The organism is Xenorhabdus littoralis (genome assembly GCF_033949345.1).
Lineage (GTDB): Bacteria > Pseudomonadota > Gammaproteobacteria > Enterobacterales > Enterobacteriaceae > Xenorhabdus > Xenorhabdus littoralis.
On record NZ_VCDP01000056.1, the window covers coordinates 36,346 to 55,411 of the forward strand.

Annotated in this window: 21 protein-coding genes; 12 read left to right on the forward strand and 9 right to left on the reverse strand. The window is 41.7% G+C overall.

The genetic code is table 11. The features are described from left to right. Nucleotides 1–12: 12 nt before the first annotated feature. The 8 genes from flgG (at nucleotide 13) to FE394_RS13990 (ending at nucleotide 9,118) form a co-directional block, all read left to right on the forward strand. Nucleotides 13–792, forward strand: a complete 780-nt coding sequence (flgG, locus tag FE394_RS13955; protein WP_319926971.1) for a flagellar basal-body rod protein FlgG — start codon at nucleotides 13–15, stop codon at nucleotides 790–792. A gap of 67 nt (nucleotides 793–859) precedes the next feature. Further along, a complete protein-coding gene (locus FE394_RS13960; RefSeq protein ID WP_419836343.1) occupies nucleotides 860–1,651 on the forward strand; it encodes a flagellar basal body L-ring protein FlgH in 792 nt (263 codons plus the stop codon). A 15-nt stretch (nucleotides 1,652–1,666) separates the two neighbouring features. Further along, nucleotides 1,667–2,785 (forward strand): flagellar basal body P-ring protein FlgI, encoded by a 1,119-nt coding sequence (locus FE394_RS13965; protein WP_319926972.1) that lies wholly within the window; start codon nucleotides 1,667–1,669, stop codon nucleotides 2,783–2,785. Further along, a complete protein-coding gene (gene flgJ / locus FE394_RS13970) occupies nucleotides 2,785–3,789 on the forward strand; it encodes a flagellar assembly peptidoglycan hydrolase FlgJ (protein WP_319926973.1) in 1,005 nt (334 codons plus the stop codon). The genes FE394_RS13965 and flgJ overlap by 1 nt, the downstream gene beginning before the upstream one ends. A gap of 167 nt (nucleotides 3,790–3,956) precedes the next feature. After that, nucleotides 3,957–5,597, forward strand: coding sequence for a flagellar hook-associated protein FlgK (gene flgK / locus FE394_RS13975; protein ID WP_319926974.1), 1,641 nt, complete (start codon nucleotides 3,957–3,959; stop codon nucleotides 5,595–5,597). A 36-nt stretch (nucleotides 5,598–5,633) separates the two neighbouring features. After that, a complete protein-coding gene (gene flgL / locus FE394_RS13980) occupies nucleotides 5,634–6,602 on the forward strand; it encodes a flagellar hook-associated protein FlgL (RefSeq protein ID WP_319926975.1) in 969 nt (322 codons plus the stop codon). Between the two features lie 475 nt (nucleotides 6,603–7,077). Further along, complete coding sequence (locus FE394_RS13985; RefSeq protein WP_319926976.1) at nucleotides 7,078–8,274, forward strand: hypothetical protein; 1,197 nt, start codon at nucleotides 7,078–7,080, stop codon at nucleotides 8,272–8,274. Nucleotides 8,275–8,767: 493 nt separating this feature from the next. Then, nucleotides 8,768–9,118 carry a DUF2645 family protein gene (locus FE394_RS13990; protein ID WP_319926977.1) on the forward strand — a complete coding sequence of 117 codons (351 nt, stop codon included), beginning with the start codon at nucleotides 8,768–8,770 and terminating at the stop codon, nucleotides 9,116–9,118. Between the two features lie 287 nt (nucleotides 9,119–9,405). Here the strand turns inward: FE394_RS13990 and FE394_RS13995 are convergent, their stop codons facing one another. After that, nucleotides 9,406–9,735, reverse strand: coding sequence for an antibiotic biosynthesis monooxygenase family protein (locus tag FE394_RS13995; RefSeq protein WP_319926978.1), 330 nt, complete (start codon nucleotides 9,733–9,735; stop codon nucleotides 9,406–9,408). Nucleotides 9,736–9,809: 74 nt separating this feature from the next. Here FE394_RS13995 and FE394_RS14000 point away from each other — a divergent pair, with 74 nt between their 5' ends. After that, nucleotides 9,810–10,493, forward strand: coding sequence for an ArsR/SmtB family transcription factor (locus FE394_RS14000; protein ID WP_319926979.1), 684 nt, complete (start codon nucleotides 9,810–9,812; stop codon nucleotides 10,491–10,493). A 131-nt stretch (nucleotides 10,494–10,624) separates the two neighbouring features. Then, a complete protein-coding gene (locus FE394_RS14005) occupies nucleotides 10,625–11,542 on the forward strand; it encodes a DMT family transporter (RefSeq protein ID WP_319926980.1) in 918 nt (305 codons plus the stop codon). A 114-nt stretch (nucleotides 11,543–11,656) separates the two neighbouring features. Here the strand turns inward: FE394_RS14005 and FE394_RS14010 are convergent, their stop codons facing one another. Continuing rightward, nucleotides 11,657–12,325 (reverse strand): phenylalanine--tRNA ligase beta subunit-related protein, encoded by a 669-nt coding sequence (locus tag FE394_RS14010; RefSeq protein ID WP_319926981.1) that lies wholly within the window; start codon nucleotides 12,323–12,325, stop codon nucleotides 11,657–11,659. A 561-nt stretch (nucleotides 12,326–12,886) separates the two neighbouring features. After that, the gene (locus FE394_RS14015; RefSeq protein WP_319926982.1) at nucleotides 12,887–13,813 is read right to left on the reverse strand and encodes a sialate O-acetylesterase family protein; all 927 of its coding nucleotides are present in this window, start codon (nucleotides 13,811–13,813) and stop codon (nucleotides 12,887–12,889) included. A 279-nt stretch (nucleotides 13,814–14,092) separates the two neighbouring features. Here FE394_RS14015 and FE394_RS14020 point away from each other — a divergent pair, with 279 nt between their 5' ends. Both FE394_RS14020 and budC read left to right on the forward strand, forming a co-directional pair. Continuing rightward, complete coding sequence (locus FE394_RS14020) at nucleotides 14,093–14,344, forward strand: DUF1349 domain-containing protein (RefSeq protein WP_319926983.1); 252 nt, start codon at nucleotides 14,093–14,095, stop codon at nucleotides 14,342–14,344. An 84-nt stretch (nucleotides 14,345–14,428) separates the two neighbouring features. Beyond that, nucleotides 14,429–15,187 carry a meso-2,3-butanediol dehydrogenase gene (gene budC, locus FE394_RS14025; protein ID WP_319926984.1) on the forward strand — a complete coding sequence of 253 codons (759 nt, stop codon included), beginning with the start codon at nucleotides 14,429–14,431 and terminating at the stop codon, nucleotides 15,185–15,187. 72 nt (nucleotides 15,188–15,259) lie between these two features. Here the strand turns inward: budC and fliR are convergent, their stop codons facing one another. From fliR to fliM, 6 genes are all read right to left on the reverse strand, one after another. After that, on the reverse strand, nucleotides 15,260–16,042 hold the full coding sequence (fliR, locus tag FE394_RS14030; RefSeq protein WP_319926985.1) for a flagellar biosynthetic protein FliR: 783 nt from the start codon (nucleotides 16,040–16,042) through the stop codon (nucleotides 15,260–15,262). A 2-nt stretch (nucleotides 16,043–16,044) separates the two neighbouring features. After that, nucleotides 16,045–16,314 carry a flagellar biosynthesis protein FliQ gene (fliQ, locus tag FE394_RS14035; protein WP_319926986.1) on the reverse strand — a complete coding sequence of 90 codons (270 nt, stop codon included), beginning with the start codon at nucleotides 16,312–16,314 and terminating at the stop codon, nucleotides 16,045–16,047. 48 nt (nucleotides 16,315–16,362) lie between these two features. Continuing rightward, nucleotides 16,363–17,079, reverse strand: coding sequence for a flagellar type III secretion system pore protein FliP (gene fliP, locus FE394_RS14040; RefSeq protein WP_319927003.1), 717 nt, complete (start codon nucleotides 17,077–17,079; stop codon nucleotides 16,363–16,365). A 112-nt stretch (nucleotides 17,080–17,191) separates the two neighbouring features. Then, nucleotides 17,192–17,653 (reverse strand): flagellar biosynthetic protein FliO, encoded by a 462-nt coding sequence (gene fliO, locus FE394_RS14045; RefSeq protein WP_419836344.1) that lies wholly within the window; start codon nucleotides 17,651–17,653, stop codon nucleotides 17,192–17,194. 2 nt (nucleotides 17,654–17,655) lie between these two features. Next, nucleotides 17,656–18,063 (reverse strand): flagellar motor switch protein FliN, encoded by a 408-nt coding sequence (gene fliN, locus FE394_RS14050; RefSeq protein ID WP_319926987.1) that lies wholly within the window; start codon nucleotides 18,061–18,063, stop codon nucleotides 17,656–17,658. Then, nucleotides 18,056–19,063, reverse strand: coding sequence for a flagellar motor switch protein FliM (gene fliM, locus FE394_RS14055; RefSeq protein ID WP_319926988.1), 1,008 nt, complete (start codon nucleotides 19,061–19,063; stop codon nucleotides 18,056–18,058). The genes fliN and fliM overlap by 8 nt, the downstream gene beginning before the upstream one ends. Nucleotides 19,064–19,066: the final 3 nt, after the last annotated feature.

Sequence of the window (19,066 nt, forward strand, 5' to 3'; positions counted from 1 at the left end):
GAGGATAAATTCATGATCCGATCTTTATGGATTGCCAAGACTGGGCTGGATGCTCAGCAAACCAATATGGATGTCATTGCCAACAATCTGGCAAACGTTAACACCAACGGTTTTAAACGCCAGCGCGCGATATTTGAAGATTTGCTCTATCAAACCGAACGTCAGCCGGGCGCAATGTCTTCTGAACAGACTAACCTGCCATCGGGTTTGCAGATTGGTACAGGTGTGCGTCCTGTTGCGACCGAGCGTCTGCACAGTCAGGGTAATCTGGTAAAGGCCAGTAGCAGGGACATGGCAATTAAGGGGCAGGGCTTCTTTCAGATCCAAATGCCTGATGGAACAACGGGCTATACCCGCGATGGTTCATTTCAGGTGGATCAGAATGGTCAGTTGGTGACAGCGGGCGGTTTTCAGGTCGTGCCTGCGATCATCATTCCCGACAATACTATCAAAATGAGCGTTGCCAAGGACGGGCTCGTCAGTGTGAACGTGCAGGGACAAACCGCGCCTCAGCAGGTCGGACAATTGACGCTGACCACGTTCATCAACGAGAGCGGTCTGGAAAGTATCGGTGATAACCTGTATCTGGAAACCAACAGTTCCGGTGTTCCTGTGGAAAATGCACCGGGTATCAATGGCGCTGGGTTGCTCTATCAGGGCTATGTTGAAACATCTAACGTCAATGTGGCAGAAGAGCTGGTCAATATGATTCAGGTTCAGCGAGCCTACGAAATCAACAGTAAAGCGGTATCGACGTCTGATCAGATGCTGCAAAAACTGACTCAGTTATAACCAAATCATGAATAGTGGGGGAACCGTTTCCCTCACTATTTCTGCGATAAAATTAAGAGCATAGAAGATGGATACAATGCCAGTTGCCGAGAACCATGCCGGAAGCCATGCTAAAAACCATATAGCTTATGACTCTGTCGGTTTACGGAAAAACCGGAGAAATAAGTGGCGTATTAGCATATCTATGGCGGTACTCACATTGTCGGTACTGACATTAGGGGGATGTGCTTATATACCGCACAAACCGCTGGTGCAAGGACAGACAACGGCAAAACCTGCCGAAACACCCGCTCCAATACCAAATGGCTCTGTTTTTCAAGTTGTCCAACCAGTCTATTACGGTTATCAACCCCTGTTTGAAGACCGTCGTCCACGCAATATCGGCGATACACTGACTATTATCTTGCAAGAAAACGTCAGTGCGAGCAAAAATTCCTCAGCCAATGCCAGTCGCAATGGGAAAACGGGTTTCGCGGCGGCCTTGACCCCACGTTTTTTACAGGGATTGATAGGCGGAGGCAAAACTGATTTGGGCATGGAAGGTAACAACGAGTTTGGCGGTAAAGGCGGGGCGAATGCCAACAACACATTCAGGGGTACGATTACTGTGACCGTGGATAGACTGCTGGCAAACGGCAACCTGCATGTGGTGGGAGAAAAACAGATCGCCATAAATCAGGGAACGGAATTCATTCGTTTCTCTGGCGTCGTGAATCCGCGCACGATTACTGGCAACAATACGGTGAGCTCCAACCAAGTTGCAGACGCTCGCATTGAATATGTCGGTGATGGCTATATCAATGAAGCGCAGAACATGGGCTGGTTGCAGCGTTTCTTTATGAATATCTCACCGTTTTAAAAGAGGATGGTCAGGATGAAAAAATTAGTCGCCAGCCTTTTTACGCTAGTGTTGGTACTGTTCAACACGTTCGCGTCTACCAGCGCTTTTGCGGAGCGCATTCGTGATTTGACGAGCATTGAAGGTGTCAGAGATAACGCACTGATTGGCTATGGCTTGGTGGTCGGGCTGGATGGAACGGGCGACCAAACCATGCAAACGCCTTTCACCACTCAAAGTCTGAGTAACATGCTGTCACAGTTGGGGATCACTGTACCGTCCGGTACCAATATGCAGCTTAAAAACGTAGCCGCAGTAATGGTGACAGCAAAGCTGCCACCATTTGCACGTTCAGGGCAAGGCATTGATATCGTGGTTTCCTCGCTGGGTAATGCCAAGAGCCTGCGTGGGGGGACATTGCTGATGACACCGTTGAAAGGCGTGGATAATCAGGTCTACGCGCTGGCTCAGGGAAATATTCTGGTGGGTGGTGCAGGAGCGAGTGCCGGTGGTAACAGCATCAAAATCAACCAGCTTGCGGGGGGGCGTATCTCCAATGGTGCGGTGATTGAACGTGAATTACCGACACAATTTGGTCAGAAAGGCACATTGAACCTGCAACTGAATGATGATGATTTCGGTTTGGCTCAGCAAATCAGTGATGCGATTAATCACCTGAAAGGAACAGGAACGGCCACTCCGCTGGATTCCCGTACCGTTCAGCTACGTTTGCCGATTGAGAACAGTGAACAGGTTAAATTTCTGTCTCAAGTACAGAACCTGAATATCCGTGTTGGTGCCGGTGATGCCAAAGTGATTTTTAACTCCCGCACAGGCTCGGTGGTCATGAACCGCAATGTTACTCTGGATAGTTGTGCCATTGCTCACGGTAGCCTGTCAGTGACGGTTGAACGTCAGGCGGTGGTCAATCAGCCTGATACACCTTTAGCGGGAGGCAATACTGTCGTAACCCGCAATACGGGGATTGGTATTCAGGAGCAGGGCGGCGCATTGCAGCAAGTCAGTGCCAGCGCGAATCTGACGCAGGTTGTACGTGCGCTGAATGTCTTGGGGGCCACACCAACGGATCTCATGTCTATTTTGCAGGCGATGGAGAGCGCAGGCTGTCTGCGTGCGAAGTTGGAGATTATCTGATGAATGACTTTCTGACGATGCCCAACGCTGCTTACGATGTTAATTCACTGCATTCATTGAAAGCGAAACTGTCACAGGAACCAGAACAAGGGCTACGGCAAGTAGCCCAACAACTGGAGGGTGTCTTCGTTCAGATGATGCTGAAAAGCATGCGTTCCTCGCTGCCTCAGGATGGCATATTGAGCAGTGAACAGACACGTTTTTACACGTCGATGTACGATCAGCAAATTGCCCAAGACCTTTCCCAAAAGGGGCTTGGGTTTGCTGATATGATCGTCAAGCAATTCTCCAATGCGAATAATATTCCTAGTGATCCCAGTGAACTGGCCGGAACCACGCCGATGCCATTAGGTAATGACATCCTGCACACATTACCGAAACAGGCTCTGGAGCCGTTTATGCGTCGGGCTATGCCTGAAAACACACCTTCTGCTTTCGCCAAAGGCACATTCTCCAAAGGCACATTCTCCAAAGGAATAGCTCAATTGAAGCCATTGCCAATGAACAGCGCCAACTTTGTTTCCATGCTTTCTTTGCCTGCGCAATTGGCGAGCCAAAAAAGTGGCATTCCCCATTTGTTGATTATTGCACAGGCAGCATTGGAATCTGGCTGGGGGCAAAGAGAAATCCTGACGGCAGAAGGTAAACCAAGCCATAACCTGTTTGGTATCAAAGCTGGCAAGTATTGGAAGGGATCTGTCACCAATATCATGACGACGGAATATATTGATGGTGAGCCGAAGAAAATACAGGACAGTTTCCGCGTATATGGTTCCTATGTGGAAGCGATAACGGATTACGTCAAATTGCTGACGGAAAACCCGCGTTACGCCAAGGTAGCGCAATCAACGACAGCAGAGCAAGGCGCTTATTCCTTACAGGATGCAGGTTATGCCACCGATCCTGGCTATGCCAAAAAACTCGTATCACTGATCCAGCAATTACAAAATACCGGCAGCCAAATGGCAAAAGCCTATTCCTATGATTTTGATAACTTATTTTAGGCAATATTTGTTTTAGACAATATTTGCCTTGAACTATTTCGCTTTAAGCGATTGGCCACAGAATCAAGAGCATTTTTGCTCAAGGAACAAAGAGAATTGCCGATAACTGTAACAGTAAACGGCCTCCCACAGATGGAGGTCTAAAGAAAACGTAAAAGGATCTACACATGTCCAATAGTCTTATGAATACTGCTATGAGTGGTATTAATGCTGCGCAGGTGGCAATGGGTGTAGTAGGTAATAACATTGCCAACTCTAAAAACGCGGACTATAACCGACAGACTACCGTGATGACACAAAATAATGGAACCATGTCCCCTGTGGGCTTTGTGGGCAACGGTGTCGTTGTCAGCACCATCAACCGTGAATACAATGAGTTTATCAACCAGCAATACAATGCTGCACAAACTAAACATGCTGCGCAGAATACTTATAACGAGAAGATGAATCAAATCAATGACCTGTTGGCAGATAAAGACACCAGTCTGTCTAACTCCATGACAGGTTTATTCAAAAGTCTGGGAACCGTTGAAAGCAATGCGGAAGACAGTGCTGCCAGAACCACAGTGTTGGGCAATGCAGAAGGTTTGGTCAGCCGTTTCAAAGAGACTGAGAATTTTTTGCGTCAGGTCGATAGCAGTGTCAACGCCCAAATCACACAAAATGTCCAAGAGATCAACGAATACGCGGAAGAAATTGCCAAGCTGAACAATGACATTACGCGTATGCGCGGTACGGGTACGGGCGAACCCCTGGCCTTGCTGGATAAGCGTGATGAAGCCGTTAACCGATTAAACCAACTGGTAGAAGTGAATGTGGTTCAGCAGGATGGCGGCGTTTATAACGTCTCATTCGGTGGTGGCATGACGCTGGTATCAGGCAATAAATCCTATCAACTGGAAGCGATCTCATCCAGCGCTGACAGCAGTCGTATCACTCTGGGTTACAACAACGGCACATCTGGTACGAGAGAAATTGATGAGCGTTTCATTTCTCAAGGCGCATTGGGCGGTGCATTGGCAGTCCGCAGAGAAGTGGTGGATTCAACTCGTAATGATTTGAACCGACTGGCATTGGTAATGGCGGATAAGTTCAATCAGGTACAACACGAGGGCTTTGATTTAAAAGGCAAAGAAGGTGTGAATTTCTTTAATTTCACTAAACCTGAAGTTATTTCTAACAGTAATAATAAAGGTTCGGCTGAAATTACGGTGGAATACGCAGAGACCACGGAAGTTAAGGCCAGTGACTATACCCTCAAATTTGAAGATGGAGATTGGAAAGTTCAGCGCGTTTCTGACAAAGCAATCATCCCTGTGAAACAAGAAGGTGATACGCTGGAGTTTGACGGGCTGAAAGTGAAAATCGATGCTTCTAAAGCAGAAAATCATGATACCCACACACTGAAAACTGTCAGCAACGTTGTGGCAACGCTGGAAGTAAATCTGAAAGATTCTTCCCAGTTGGCGACCGCCGGTGCCAAAGATGGAGGGCCAAGTGATAACCGCAATGCGAAGAAATTTCTTGAATTACAGAATAAGCGTTTGGTTGATGGCAAATCCACCTTTGCTGATGAGTTCGCATCATTGGTCAGTACAGTCGGTAATCAGGCGCATAAAGCTAAAGTGAATGCCGAAGCTCAGGAGCATATCGTTACTCAACTTAAGTCAACTCGCCAATCAATTTCTGGCGTCAATATGGACGAAGAATATGGCGATCTGCAACGCTTGCAGCAGTATTATCTGGCAAATGCCCGTGTAATCCAGACTGCGACAACCTTATTTGATGCCATCTTGGGTATTCGCTAATCACCGTTCAGTTGAAGATAAAAAGGAAATGATATTGTGCGTGTAAGTACGAATCAATTATACAGTCAAAAAATGAATGGGATCTTGGGTGCCCAATCTAAATGGATGAAATCGGGTGAACAACTGTCCAGTGGTCGCCGAGTGATTAATCCTTCAGACGATCCTCTGGCTGCTTCGCAGAACATTATGGTTTCTCAATCTGAATCGAAAAACCAACAGTTCGCAACTGCCCGCATTTTTGCCAGAAATGCCATGTCAACCCAATTGAGCATTACCTCAAGTATGGTAAAGGTCACGACTAGTGTTTTTGAAACATTAGTGGCAGCGGCGGATAAGCAGAGCGATCAGGATCGTGCATCTTATGCCCAGCAGCTGGAAGGTTTCAAACAAGAATTGTTGAATCTGGGCAATAAAACCGATGGTAATGGTCGTTATATTTTTGCTGGTTATAAGACGGACAAACCTCCTTTTGTTGCTGATAAGAATAGTGGGAAGGTGAGCTACGTTGGTGGTGAAGAAAGAATCACCCAGAAAGTGGATGATAATCGTTCGATGATTATTGCCTATACTGGGAGAGACGCATTTTTATCTCAGCCTGGCAACCCGATCAAAGAACCTGATGGCAAAACTAATAGTGAATCCGATGTTTTCGCTTCCATTGACAGGGCAATTGAGGCATTAAAAACGCCGTACAGTACTGCGAGTGAAGAACAGAAAAATGAAGCGATGGAATTGATGAATAAAGCTAACCGCGGAATTCGCAATAGCCTGAATAACTTCTTTTCTGTAGAAGCGGTTCTCGGTTTACAGCTTCAGGAACTGGAACAACTGGATTCATTGGGCAGCGAACGTAGCATATCTAACAAAGTGCGCTCAGGAGAGCTGGTCGATGCCGATTGGGTTGCGACTATTTCTGAGTACTACCAGCAACAGGCTGCTCTGCAAGCTTCTTTCAAAGCGTTTACTGACTTAAAAGGTATGTCTCTGTTTGATATGTATCGCTGATTAAAACCTTTCAGATATAAAGTTGCAGCCTTGTTGGATGCAACTTTAACTTTATTAAAAATCCCGTAATCCATTCAAATCGTTAATTCCACAAAAAGCTGAATTTCCAACTCAACCAAAGGTAACACAGTTACACATCGTAGCGACAATTTTTTAGCGTACATCAACAGGACAGGCACGATAATATTGATGCCCTTTACTTTGTAGTTATTAGCTGACTTCAGCTTCCAACTTACATGAAGGCGCACATATTTATGTGAGTCGTTTATCTATCATTTATGTACTTAATTGATTTCCCAGTATGCTAAGCTATCTTTTATAATAAATTAGCTTGATTGGAGTTTGAAAAATGTATTTTTTTCGCAGTACTTAAACAACATTTAAAAATTGTGAATTACTATTAATGAAAGCTATTTAGTGATAAGGAAAAAATTGATCGATATTTTGAAAATTTATCTCTAATCAGGAGAGAGTCATGGGACAAACTTTCGGCAAGATAAAGAAATTATTGTCTGGAGATGTTGTTGTACCACTTAATGAAATTAAACGACGCGTAAATCAATCTATTGATATTGAAGATTTAATTGATAGTTTAAAGCTAAATAGTATAGAAGACATATGTATATTATTAGATAGGGAACAATTTGTAAATCTTAAAAATGCTCTCCATATAATGAATGGTGGCAATCATAGCAAGAATATAAAAATTTTATTTAATTTGATAGGTGCTTTAAATGATGTGTCTTCTTCTCATCGGGGGATCGAACACCTATCATTGATAATAAAGTCACTAGGGAATGAACTTAAAAGTATGGCGGATCATGAATATGAAAAAAGCCTTTCCACCTCTACAGATGAATTTTATAAATCTCGCCCGCTTCAAGCGAAAAAAATATTATCTGGGGGGGCAGGTTTTGCCGCAGTGTTATTATCAGATATATTTAGCGATTTAATTTCTAATAAATTTAAATCATATTTGAATTTATTATGGAGTTCAAATTCGACATCGACATCGACATCGACATCGACATCGACATCGACGACGTCAATATCATACCTAAACGTTAGGAGTGAAACATTAGCTGAAACTATAACACAAACACCAAAAACACCAACAGTAATTGATAATGCTTCGAACTTATTGAAAAATAATATACAAACTGGCCTAAAAGGCTCTGAATATATGGATATATATAATAACGTGCGTAATAAAGTAAATACTGCTTTAGATTATGTAACAGGAGCTGAAGAAAATAGAAAAAATATAATCAAAGAAAAGAATAGAATGAAAGAAGAAATAGATAGAACTATATCATGTTTAGGAACTTTAATGTTAAGGTTTTCAATTCTTTTTTATGAATATCGAGCAAGAGGTAATATATGTAAATTAGAATCAAGAAATCAATACCCATTAATAGCCTTAGTAACTGAAGAAAATGCTAGAGATGGTATTGTTAATATTGTGATACCAGATATAAAGGCTGATTACATAGTAAATGTAAATAGTCAAATTTCAATGCCTGATGTAATGAGTTATGACTTAAAAAGTAAAATTATTGATTATTATGTTCGTGGTGAAATGAGTCACGCTATTTATAGTAGTAGTGGTAATATTAGCAAAGATATAGCCGATGCAATGATAGACCCTTCTATAGATAATCCTCAAGGGTAATCATATCTAAAATTTATTGATTGGCTGTTAAATTTCATGAAGTGATGATGTGACTTTTAAAAATTACGAATGGTAATAATTAAATTTTTTTTATTCAAGTATTGGCATTAAAAGAAAGAGTCATAAATGAGGAATTAAAAGAAAATATTTATTAAAAATTAGGTTGCAAACAACTTGTTATCATTTATTTATAGTTTTCCTGAATGATACAAAGGAAAAATATAGTAACAAATGTAGGTAAAATGTGCTTGTTGGTCATCATTTCAAACAAACACCATGATAGGTATTATGGAAGAGTAAAATTACTCCTATCCCATATAAATTCCGATTTTTCTGTTTATTATATTATTTTATCTTGTGATCAAGATCTTATCTTTGATAGGAAAGATGAATATTGCATTAGTTTTTTTGATATAAAGCCCTCTTGATATGTTTTTTGAAACTTTGGCTGGGGTGAATTTCGTCTTACTATAGATGATAAGAATAATTAAACATGAAAATTATCAATATACTCTTTTGTGTTATCTTTATTTTGTTCAGTGCAATATTGATAGGGTGCTTTTCAACCGTTGATCATGATTGGATGATTGGTGAAGAAGGGGTCAATACGGTTTGCGATGTGGTGAACACTTTTGTTGTTAATGATGACAGAACATTGATGGCTCCCTTATGCTTTATCTTTTTGTTGCCTTTTATGTTTTTGTTTGTGGTAAAGGGAGTGAAGGGGTTTTCTAAAAATAGATGGCAATCGATTGCTTATTTTTTGACTGTTATATCTTCAATAGGATATTGGTATTGGATGTTTTTTGGCCGCTTTGCGGAGTGTCCATTTCCGACACAATAATTTTATAAACTTACAATTTTTTTTAAAAACGACATTCCTTATTTATTTTTATAGTGCTATTTTTTCATCAGGATCTTGGTGTCGGCGATTTTTGAGGTGTGTGAATTACCCATTTAAAATTTGTCCATTTTATGGATTTATGCTCAATTGATTTCAAATTGAAATAAATTGAGCAGCAACTTGAACGATGACAGGTATAAATGCCAATTATTGAGAGATAATAGTTATGAATATTATCTCCCAATAATAATTAAGTAGTAAAACCCATTAATAATGTTCCTGACGGTTCACATTTCTGTAGACGCTTCCTCCCTTCTGTGCATTCCATAATTGCGGATAATCGCAACGACTTTCAGGTGATAATCTGCAAATATGCCATTGCGTCCTAACGCTTGTGCTTCCCGATGTTGGTAAGTATTTCGCCACTGTTTTATAGATCCCTCATCACGCCAGTAAGAGAGTGAGAGATACTTATTTTTATTATTGAGGCTCTGAAAACGTTCCACGGAAATGAATCCCGGAATGGTATCCAATAGTGGCCTGAGGATTGCGGCAGTATCAAAATAATGTTCACTTTGGTTTTCTGCGATTTCGACTTCAAATATGACAGCTAACATTGTCATCCCCTTGAAGGATAAAAAAACCTAAGATATCTTGCTGAATCTATAGTCACTTCGATGGTTATCAAAATATGAATGAATTTAATCTAGAAACAAGAGTCGCTGCCATTGCTGCGATACTGGCAGATCGCACTCGTGCCCGCATGTTATTTTTGATGATGGATGGACGTGCTTATACTGCGACAGAATTAAGCGCAGCTACTGATGTCGTACCTTCAACGACCAGCGCTCATTTAAATCGTCTGCTGGCTGAAAATTTAATTAGCTGCCTTAAACAAGGACGACATCGTTATTTTAAAATTCATAACCCAGAAGTCGCTGAACTTCTGGAGAATATGATGCGCTTTGCTAATGGTGAATATAAGGATATCGCTAAAATTTCCACGCCCAAATCTTTGCGTTTTTTCCGAACTTGTTATGATCATATGGCAGGAGAAGTTGCGATAAAAATCCATGATAATTTTCTGGCGAACTATTGGATAACTGATAACTATGAATTAACGCCATCGGGCAAAGATTTCCTGCTTTCTCTCGATATATGCGGTGATACACAACTTTCCTTACGCCGAAAATTTGCCTGTTCGTGTCTTGATTGGAGTGAACGATATTTTCATCTTGGTGGTTCTTTAGGAGCATCGTTGCTTGACGTATTTCTAAAGAAAAAGTGGGCGATTAGACAATTGGATAGCAGGGAATTGATATTGACAGAATCTGGCAAGAAAGTTCTCAAACAGAGATTTGGCGCGAAAATTTGATTTTCCATTCATTATCATTGCTTAATTTGTGATTATTATATAGATTTATTGAATGTATATGCTTTTGTTGATATTGCAGTTTGATAGTTAAAGATAATACTCATTTAACACGATGAATAACGAGAATTTATATGAATAAAACCAAATTTTCTGGGATTGTGTATGCGTTATTGGCGGCTATATTCAATGGGGCTGTGGGTGTATTAAGTGTTAAATTATTTCAGTCTGGTGTATCTCCCTCTCAAGTTGCGTTCTATAAATGTTTTATTGGTTTGATTATTGTACTTTCAATTATTATGTTATCTCCAAAAAGAACGGATTTTATTAAATTTATCCGAACACGATGGTATATTGTTCTGGTTTGTTCGTTTTTTGGATTTTTTATCCTGTATCATTTTGAAACTGATGCATATTCAACGATAAATGTTTCGACAGTTGTCTTTATTCTTTTCGGCAGTGCAACGATTTTTTCTTTTATACTCTCCGCTTTTGCAGAAAAACGATTTTTTAATTTCAAAGAAATTCAGGCAATGATCCTTTCTGTCATTGGGCTTTACCTGATATTTTCAGAAGGAGGAAATATTGATCTAACAGTTAATGCTGGTCTTATTAATTCCCTGATTGCAGGATTAGGATATGGGTTGTTTCTATTTTTATCCAAAAAGCTTAAGTTAGGGGCTGGTGTACCACAATTGGGTTCGCTGTTTTTATTTGGATGTTTATTTCTATATTTTCCTGTTCATGGAGATATTTTGAATGTGACAATAACATTTGAAATATTTATGATGCTACTTCTGCTTGCTATTTTGCCTACGATTGGTGGCTTTTGGTGTACGACCAAAGCATTGACACTGACATCAAGCCAGTCTGTACAATTGATAGAATTATCGGAACCTATATTTGCTATTATATTTAGTGTTATCTTTTTGGGCCAATTATCATCACCAATTCAATATCTAGGCGGCGGTTTGATATTTATCGCAATTTTGTTACATGAGTTTCCTCTGTCATTTTCCAAAATTAAAAATATATTTCCTGTTATTAGATAAAATAAAAGGTATAGACAGGCTCTCATATACCAAAGCCTGTCTGATTTTTTGTGGTAAACTAAATAACATTATTATAATTAACTTCTCGGATTGGGCTGTTTATTTATGCTCAGATTAAAAATATAAATATGAATTGTTACTGTTAAGATTAAAAGATAAGTAAGACTTACTTACATTTGACAATGAACTCAACAAGAAATTTATCCCTGACTCTGGTTCTCCCTGCATATTTTGGAAAGGTTTTTCACTAAGAAAGATAACTGAATTTGTTGAGTCTGTAATTTTAAATTTATCAGATTCTTTGAAATTCATAGATCTACAAACAACATCATTATGACCAAACCTCCATATGATCTCACCAGAGAGTGGTTTTTCATAGTCGTTACTAAATAATGGTTGAAATATTTCTTCTCCATTAGCGATGGTTAAAGCAAGTTCCCCATCTTTCATGGAATGAAGACACTCTCCACCAAAAGGGCTGTAAGAGATCAGAGAAGCATAATTATATATATCGACAAGGCTTGATATTTTCTTTAATTTCCCATTTCTTATGGCCTTAAACAAATAATCAATAGAAACCTTTGCTTTTTTATCTCTTGGGAATCTCTTATAAACATCTTTCCATATAATCAGTTCATTTTCTATCTTTTCATTGTCTATAGTAGTAATGTCATCAAAAGAAATATTAGGAACAGAGTTTAGATCGATATCATGAAAAATGACACCATGGATCTCCATTTCAGGGAAGATAGAAAAAACATCATCAGATATTAATAACTTCATTTAACAATTTCCTTGTGGGAGCATTTCTATGTTAATAATAGACAGTTATAGGATAGACTCTTAAAGAATCTATCACCGATAAAGTTATACTCGCATAAAAAATATATCGTTGAAATTAAAATTATATTATTTCTGTAAACTCCGTTTTTGATGACAAGTTTATTTTTGTTTAATCAATTTATGATTTATTTTTCTGGAATGGCTTTATCATCATGCTGATACTTAAAATCCATTGGGTATAGAAAAACCATCAAGTTTATTAATTCTCAATTAATTACCTCAATATCAAATCCCATTGTTGAATGGTATCCATATTGATTTCCTTCCAATACTTCGATCGGCGTTACTTCATGCCAAATATCTGTTCCTTTGTCTTTTTGCAGTATGCCGTAACTTATTCGGGTTAATTTATTTTATCGGGATTTTTATCATTATTTTATTGTGAGTTCAATGTTTAAATTTAATGCTTGAGTTATATTCAAAGCGTAATATTTTCATTGGGTAAAAATCCCTGCATAAAAATTAAGGGGGATATGGCGGCATACCACCATATCATGTGATTTATACCTTAATGCCCCGGTAGCCGGATAAAATTAGCTCCCATTCCTGCTGGGCAAACCAGGTTTGGGTATGACCATCGTAATGTATTTCATCAGAGAGAAAGACGCCGTAGTCAGAAGCGATGCCGGTGTAATTTGGTGAGTTTCTGGCATCAATCAGAGTACGGTATTTAGGATCGGCAGCAATGACGTCGTTAATTGCTTCATTCACATAACTGGTATTGATGGGATCAAATGCTACTGAAAGTGGATAGTATAATCGCCATGGGATATTACGGGAGCCTATAGCATCGCTGATGCCGTTAATTATGTGGGTAAAATTCATCTCTGATGCCTTGGCCGCCGCTAAACTTTCAGTTTCTGCTTCCCACTGGTTCCAGTGGACAGCCAATATACGCGGAGTTTTCCCTATTTTGCGTAATGCTTCAACCGCCATGCGCAAGGTTCTAATCGCGCGCGGATAGAGGGATTCCACATCTCTGTGATCTCGTTCGGGAGCCCACCGGTTATCGGGAGGGTTATTCAGATACATTCCCTGTCCGCCGTATCCCATTAGAATCACATAGAGATTGGGCAAATTTAGTGTATTACCCTGATTGATATGGTCTTGCCAGAATTTAGCGAAACGGTTGGCAGAGTTGTACGGATGATCTTGGTTGCCGCGTGGTAAGCCGACAGGTGCGCCAATATTGGCATCGCCAAAACTGGTTAATCCTTTCCAATTAATGGCAGGAAAGTTAATGCTGTAGACTTCAGGCAGAGATAGGGTGAATACATTGTTTAAGCCCTGTGTGATCCTTTCATCCGGCGGTAATTGTGTTCCGTGACCATAGCTGTTGGATTGCCCGAGAATGATCAATAGAGGAGCCTCATTGGATTCCCATGGACGATATTCTATTTCGGGAGAGTGAAGCGTTTTGGATGTCATCAGAGTCTCCTTAAAATATGTGAATTATTGGCTATGCAGCTCCTTGCAAAGGTTTTTATTTATATAAAATAAGATATGACATATATCATTAATACGTTTTATCTTCTTGATTTTAAATTTATTGTCAAGGATAAAAAATATTAGCTTTATGATTGTATGCAATGACCATAAGATTTAAATTATTTTTTCTCAAACAGATAATAATGTGTTTTCTGCTTAAAATGCTGTTTACTCGCTGATTGGCTCATTAATTAATAATAAGGTTTTTCCCAAGTAAGTATGCTGAATAATGCTTTTATTGAGTTAACTGATTCCAGTACTGTTAATTGGCTGAATTCTCCTCCCCACTGGGAAATTGATGCGTTATTAGCTACGTTTATTGGCGATATTGTGATCTCAACGGATGTTATTTTTTTGCTCCAGCAGGATTATGATCAGGCAGGGTTAATGATTAGTCTGTCTGACAGAAAGTGGAAAAAAGTTACCGCAAACAGTCAGGATCACGCCATTTTCGCCAATGCAACTCAATGAAGCATGGGCAGGGATTCATGCCGCTTGCTCATTTGTGTCTGGATTTATAGCGAGCTTTGAAAATATATCAATGAGGGTAATAAAATGATTCGGTTTGAGGATAAGGTTGTCATTATTACTGGTGCCGGGAGCGGTATTGGGGAGGCTACAGCAAAACGTTTTTCACAAGAAGGAGCGACTGTTGTATTGGCAGGGCGGAATACCGATAAACTTAATCGCGTACTCAGTGAATTACCATCGGATAAGGCGCTGGTGATCCAGACTGACGTTGCGGATCGCGATTCGGTCAAGAATATGGTTGATGAAACGGTCAGAAATTTTGGTCGGATAGATATTCTGGTGAATAATGCGGGCTTGTATGTTGTTGGTGATTTATTAAGTGTATCTCAGGAAGAGGGGGATGTTGTACTGGCGACAAATCTTAATGGCGTACTCAATTGTAGCTATTCTGCGTTGCCGCATTTGTTGGAAAGCAAAGGATGTATTGTCAATAATGCTTCTGTATCAGGACTAGGCGGTGATTGGGGAGGTGCACATTATTGTGCAGCAAAAGGAGCTGTCGTGAATGTGACCCGTGCTATGGCACTGGATTATGGTTCTCAGGGCGTGCGTGTCAATGCTGTATGCCCCAGTTTAGTGGCAACGCCAATGGTTACCCGTTTAGATGATGAAACCCTGAAACTTTTCGATAGCCGAATTTCGTTACAAAGAGCGGGTAAACCTTCCGAAGTTGCAGCAGCCATCGCATTTCTGGCGAGTGAAGATGCCAGTTTCATTAATGGTGTAAACTTGCCGATAGACGGTGGAGTGACTGCATCGAATGGTCAGCCTAACTTTAATTAAGTGTATGTAACCATTAAATATGTAAAATCGAAGGCAAACTCCCGCTCAAAACGGGCGGGAGTGGAGTAATGTTTACACGATCATTTCACTGATAATCACGGCCAATCGGTCGAATATCTCCCCGAATAACCGCTCAGTAAATGGCACCAGCATTGGAAATAGCAGAGAAAGGGTGAAAATTCCCACTGTCAGAGTCAAAGGAAAACCGACCACAAAGACGGAAAGTTGTGGTGTCATGCGGTTCAGCATTCCCAAAGAAAAATTCAAGACCAAAAGCAGGGTAATCATTGGCATTGCCAGCATCATGCCATTGATAAATATCAGGCTGGCACTCTGAGCCAACAAGAGAAAACCTTTGGGATTAAGTTGGGCTGACTGAATGGGGATGGAGTAAAATGTATCTGCCAGAATCGACAACAGCCATAAATGTCCATCAAAAACCAGAAACAGCAACATTATCAGCATATTAAAAATACGGGCTAAAATAGGCATGTTCGGGCCACCGGTTGGATCAAAAAATGTGGCGAATGAAAGCCCCATCTGTAAACCAAGTACTTCACCGGCATAACGCACTACCGCAAAAGCGATCTGCATGGTCAGTCCCAAAGCCATCCCAATTAATATTTGTTGTATCAAAACCCAAATCCCGGCAACGGAAAAAATAGGTATTTGCGGAGAAGGGATGTTCGGGACTAATAAGGCAGTGACCATTAATGCCAGACCTATTCTGACTTTTATCGGCATCTGCTTTTCACTGAAAATCGGTGCCATGCTGAATAACGCCAGCAGGCGAGCCAATGGCCAGAAAAAATCACTGACAAGATGGGAGAGCGTGTTGCTATCAAACGGGATCATGATTAACCGATAATAGTCGGAATGCTGCTGAATAGTGTGCGCATGTAATCCAGCAGTAAATTCAGCATCCACGGCCCCGCGACGACGATGGTAACAAAAACGGCCAGAATTTTCGGAATAAACGATAAGGTCATCTCGTTTACCTGAGTTGCCGCTTGCAATAAGCTGATGATCAAGCCACAAATCAAGGCAGATAGAAGGAGTGGGGCAGCCAGTGCCAACGCCACTTTCATCGCCTCAACACCAAGGGCCATTACCGATTCTGGAGTCATAATTTTCTCAAACCGCTTTTTTGATCTTTTTCCAATAAGATTTCTACGCTAGACATAAAAGCTTTGTGCCAGCGAGCCAAGCAACAATTGCCAGCCATCCACCAGGACAAACAACATCAGTTTGAAAGGCAGTGATATGGTAGCGGGGGGAACCATCATCATCCCCAATGCCATCAAGACACTGGCAACAACCAGATCGATGATCAGGAACGGTATGAAGAGGGTAAAGCCAATCTGGAACGCAGTTTTTAATTCGCTGGTAATAAATGCGGGAACAAGTACACGCATTGGAACAGAATCCGCCGTTTCAAATGCCTCTTGGTCTGCAAGGCGGGCAAACAGAGCCAAATCATTTTCCCGTGTCTGGCGGAGCATAAATTGGCGCAGGGGTTTTGATCCCTTGTCCAGTGCGGCTTCCAGCGTAATTTTATCTTCACTGTAAGGCAGGTACGCATCTTGGTAAACTTTATCGAAGACCGGAGCCATGATGAAAAAAGTCATGAACAGCGCCAGACCCAACATAACTTGATTCGGTGGTGCTGATGGTGTCCCCAGTGCATTGCGCAGCAGGCCGAGCACGATGATGATGCGGGTAAAGCTGGTCATCATCAGTAGGGCCACAGGGATAAATCCCAGTGCAGTGATGAAAAGCAGGGTTTGAACCGGCAATGACCAACTTTGTCCACCATTGGATAAAGGTTGGCTGATGATACCGGGCAATTCGGCAGCGGCATTCAGGGGAAACAGTGGCAACAAAAGTGCCATGAGCAGGGGGGCTAAGCGTTTAGCGCCTGAACAGATTGCTCCCGGATGAATTGGGTTAAAGCGTGAGATCAATTTCTTGCCTGTCATTCGATTGCCCATCGTAAAAAAAACTCTACTTTTCATCATCGTCCTTGTCGTTCTTGCTTTTTCTCTGGAGCGTATTTTTTAACATCTGGCCGAATGGCAGCGATTTGAGAGCGGTATCCTTTTCCGCGTTTTCAGGTGGTGCAGGCATCTGATGCAGCATATTGATCTGCTGGGATGTGACGCCCAGTACCAGCCAGTTATCTTCGATCTCTACCACAACGACCCGTTCTTTCGGCCCGAGGGAGCAACTTGCCTTGACGTTCAGCAATCGATGGTTTTTGTTTTTGGCGGGAGTCAGGCCCAGACGACGTACCAGCCATGTTATGAAAAAAATCAGCAATAAAACCCCGCCCAGCGCGCTGCTGACTTGCATCAGAGTCTGACCGGCAGGAAGTGGGGCTGTAGTGCTTGCCGTGCTGACGGGTACGGCATCAGATGCCGTACCACGTTGAAAAGAAGCATGAAAGGAAGGCTGGTTCGCCATCATAGTTAACGACTCAAGCGACGCATGCGTTCAGAAGGCGTGATGATATCCGTGATACGCACACCGTATTTATCCGATACGACAACCACTTCTCCTTGTGCTATCAAATAGCCATTGATCAGAATATCCAATGGTTCACCCGCCAGACCATCAAGAGAAACCACTGAGCCTTGTGATAGTTTCAGTAGCTGTTTGATGGTCATTTTGGTGCGTCCCAGCTCTACAGAAAGCTTGACGGGAATATCCATGATCAAATCAATATCGGAGAGCTGGGAGAGCACATCCTGTGGCTCCAGATTCTCAAATATTGACGTGCCGCCGTCAGAGGTTTGCTGTGCGGCCTGTTGTTCCAGCGCTTCTGCCCACATATCTTCAGTCGAGCTGGTATCTGCGGGTTGTTTAGCATCACTCATTGGGCTTTTCCTCATCCAGAGCAGTTAAAACAGGGTTAATCAGGTGTTCAACACGCAGGGCATACTGCCCGTTCAGTGTTCCATATTGGCTGGTGAGCACAGGCACACCATCAACGTGAACGATCAGGCGTTCAGGTTTTTCAATTGGCAAAACATCGCCGCTTTTCAATTCAAGGATTTTTGACAGCCGCAGGGGAATATCAACAAAGTTCGCCACCAGTTCTAATTCTGAGTGCTGAACTTGTTTCACCAGACTTTCACGCCACTGGCCATCTTCCTGACGCGCATTTTCCACTGGTGGATTGGTCAGGCGTTCGCGCAATGGCTCGATCATGGCGAATGGAATACAGATATTGAACTCGCCGGTTAATGCACCAATCTCGACCTGAAACGGTGTAGTAACCACAATATCGTTCGGTGAAGTGGTGATATTGGTGAATTTTACCTGCATCTCGGAACGTACGTATTCCACTTCAATTTTAAAGATGGAATCCCATGCGTCGCGATAGGCATCCAACGCCAGTTTCAGCATTCGGTTAATGATCCGCTGTTCGGTGTGGGTGAATTCACGGCCTTCCACTTTGGTCGGGAAGCGGCCATCACCGCCAAACAGGTTATCAACGGCGATATAAACTAAGCTGGGTTCGAAAGCGAATAGTGCAGTTCCCCTCAGTGGTTTCAGATGAACCAGATTGAGGTTGGTCGGCACGGACAAATTGCGGGCAAACTCGTGATAAGGCTGTATTTTTATGGCGCCGACCGTAATATCCGGGCTTCGTCGCAGCATGTTAAATAACCCCATCCGGAATTGGCGGGCAAAGCGTTCATTGATGATTTCCAGTGACTGCAAACGTTCGCGTACAACACGGCGTTGTGTATTGGGATCGTAAGGACGGATCTCATTTTCCCCAGACGCAGTTTGTTCTACGGCATCAGCAGAGGCACTGTCACCATTGAGCAGAGCATCTATCTCTGCCTGTGAAAGAATATTGTCACTCATCGT

What these genes read in the sequence shown, in the direction of transcription:
- flgG (WP_319926971.1), top strand. Translation starts at nt 13, where the DNA reads ATGATCCGATCTTTATGGATTGCCAAGACTGGGCTGGATGCTCAGCAA.
- FE394_RS13960 (WP_419836343.1), top strand. Translation starts at nt 860, where the DNA reads ATGGATACAATGCCAGTTGCCGAGAACCATGCCGGAAGCCATGCTAAA.
- FE394_RS13965 (WP_319926972.1), top strand. Translation starts at nt 1,667, where the DNA reads ATGAAAAAATTAGTCGCCAGCCTTTTTACGCTAGTGTTGGTACTGTTC.
- flgJ (WP_319926973.1), top strand. Translation starts at nt 2,785, where the DNA reads ATGAATGACTTTCTGACGATGCCCAACGCTGCTTACGATGTTAATTCA.
- flgK (WP_319926974.1), top strand. Translation starts at nt 3,957, where the DNA reads ATGTCCAATAGTCTTATGAATACTGCTATGAGTGGTATTAATGCTGCG.
- FE394_RS13985 (WP_319926976.1), top strand. Translation starts at nt 7,078, where the DNA reads ATGGGACAAACTTTCGGCAAGATAAAGAAATTATTGTCTGGAGATGTT.
- FE394_RS13990 (WP_319926977.1), top strand. Translation starts at nt 8,768, where the DNA reads ATGAAAATTATCAATATACTCTTTTGTGTTATCTTTATTTTGTTCAGT.
- FE394_RS13995 (WP_319926978.1), bottom strand. Translation starts at nt 9,735, where the DNA reads ATGTTAGCTGTCATATTTGAAGTCGAAATCGCAGAAAACCAAAGTGAA.
- FE394_RS14000 (WP_319926979.1), top strand. Translation starts at nt 9,810, where the DNA reads ATGAATGAATTTAATCTAGAAACAAGAGTCGCTGCCATTGCTGCGATA.
- FE394_RS14005 (WP_319926980.1), top strand. Translation starts at nt 10,625, where the DNA reads ATGAATAAAACCAAATTTTCTGGGATTGTGTATGCGTTATTGGCGGCT.
- FE394_RS14010 (WP_319926981.1), bottom strand. Translation starts at nt 12,325, where the DNA reads ATGAAGTTATTAATATCTGATGATGTTTTTTCTATCTTCCCTGAAATG.
- FE394_RS14015 (WP_319926982.1), bottom strand. Translation starts at nt 13,813, where the DNA reads ATGACATCCAAAACGCTTCACTCTCCCGAAATAGAATATCGTCCATGG.
- FE394_RS14020 (WP_319926983.1), top strand. Translation starts at nt 14,093, where the DNA reads ATGCTGAATAATGCTTTTATTGAGTTAACTGATTCCAGTACTGTTAAT.
- budC (WP_319926984.1), top strand. Translation starts at nt 14,429, where the DNA reads ATGATTCGGTTTGAGGATAAGGTTGTCATTATTACTGGTGCCGGGAGC.
- fliR (WP_319926985.1), bottom strand. Translation starts at nt 16,042, where the DNA reads ATGATCCCGTTTGATAGCAACACGCTCTCCCATCTTGTCAGTGATTTT.
- fliQ (WP_319926986.1), bottom strand. Translation starts at nt 16,314, where the DNA reads ATGACTCCAGAATCGGTAATGGCCCTTGGTGTTGAGGCGATGAAAGTG.
- fliP (WP_319927003.1), bottom strand. Translation starts at nt 17,079, where the DNA reads ATGGCACTTTTGTTGCCACTGTTTCCCCTGAATGCCGCTGCCGAATTG.
- fliO (WP_419836344.1), bottom strand. Translation starts at nt 17,653, where the DNA reads ATGATGGCGAACCAGCCTTCCTTTCATGCTTCTTTTCAACGTGGTACG.
- fliN (WP_319926987.1), bottom strand. Translation starts at nt 18,063, where the DNA reads ATGAGTGATGCTAAACAACCCGCAGATACCAGCTCGACTGAAGATATG.
- fliM (WP_319926988.1), bottom strand. Translation starts at nt 19,063, where the DNA reads ATGAGTGACAATATTCTTTCACAGGCAGAGATAGATGCTCTGCTCAAT.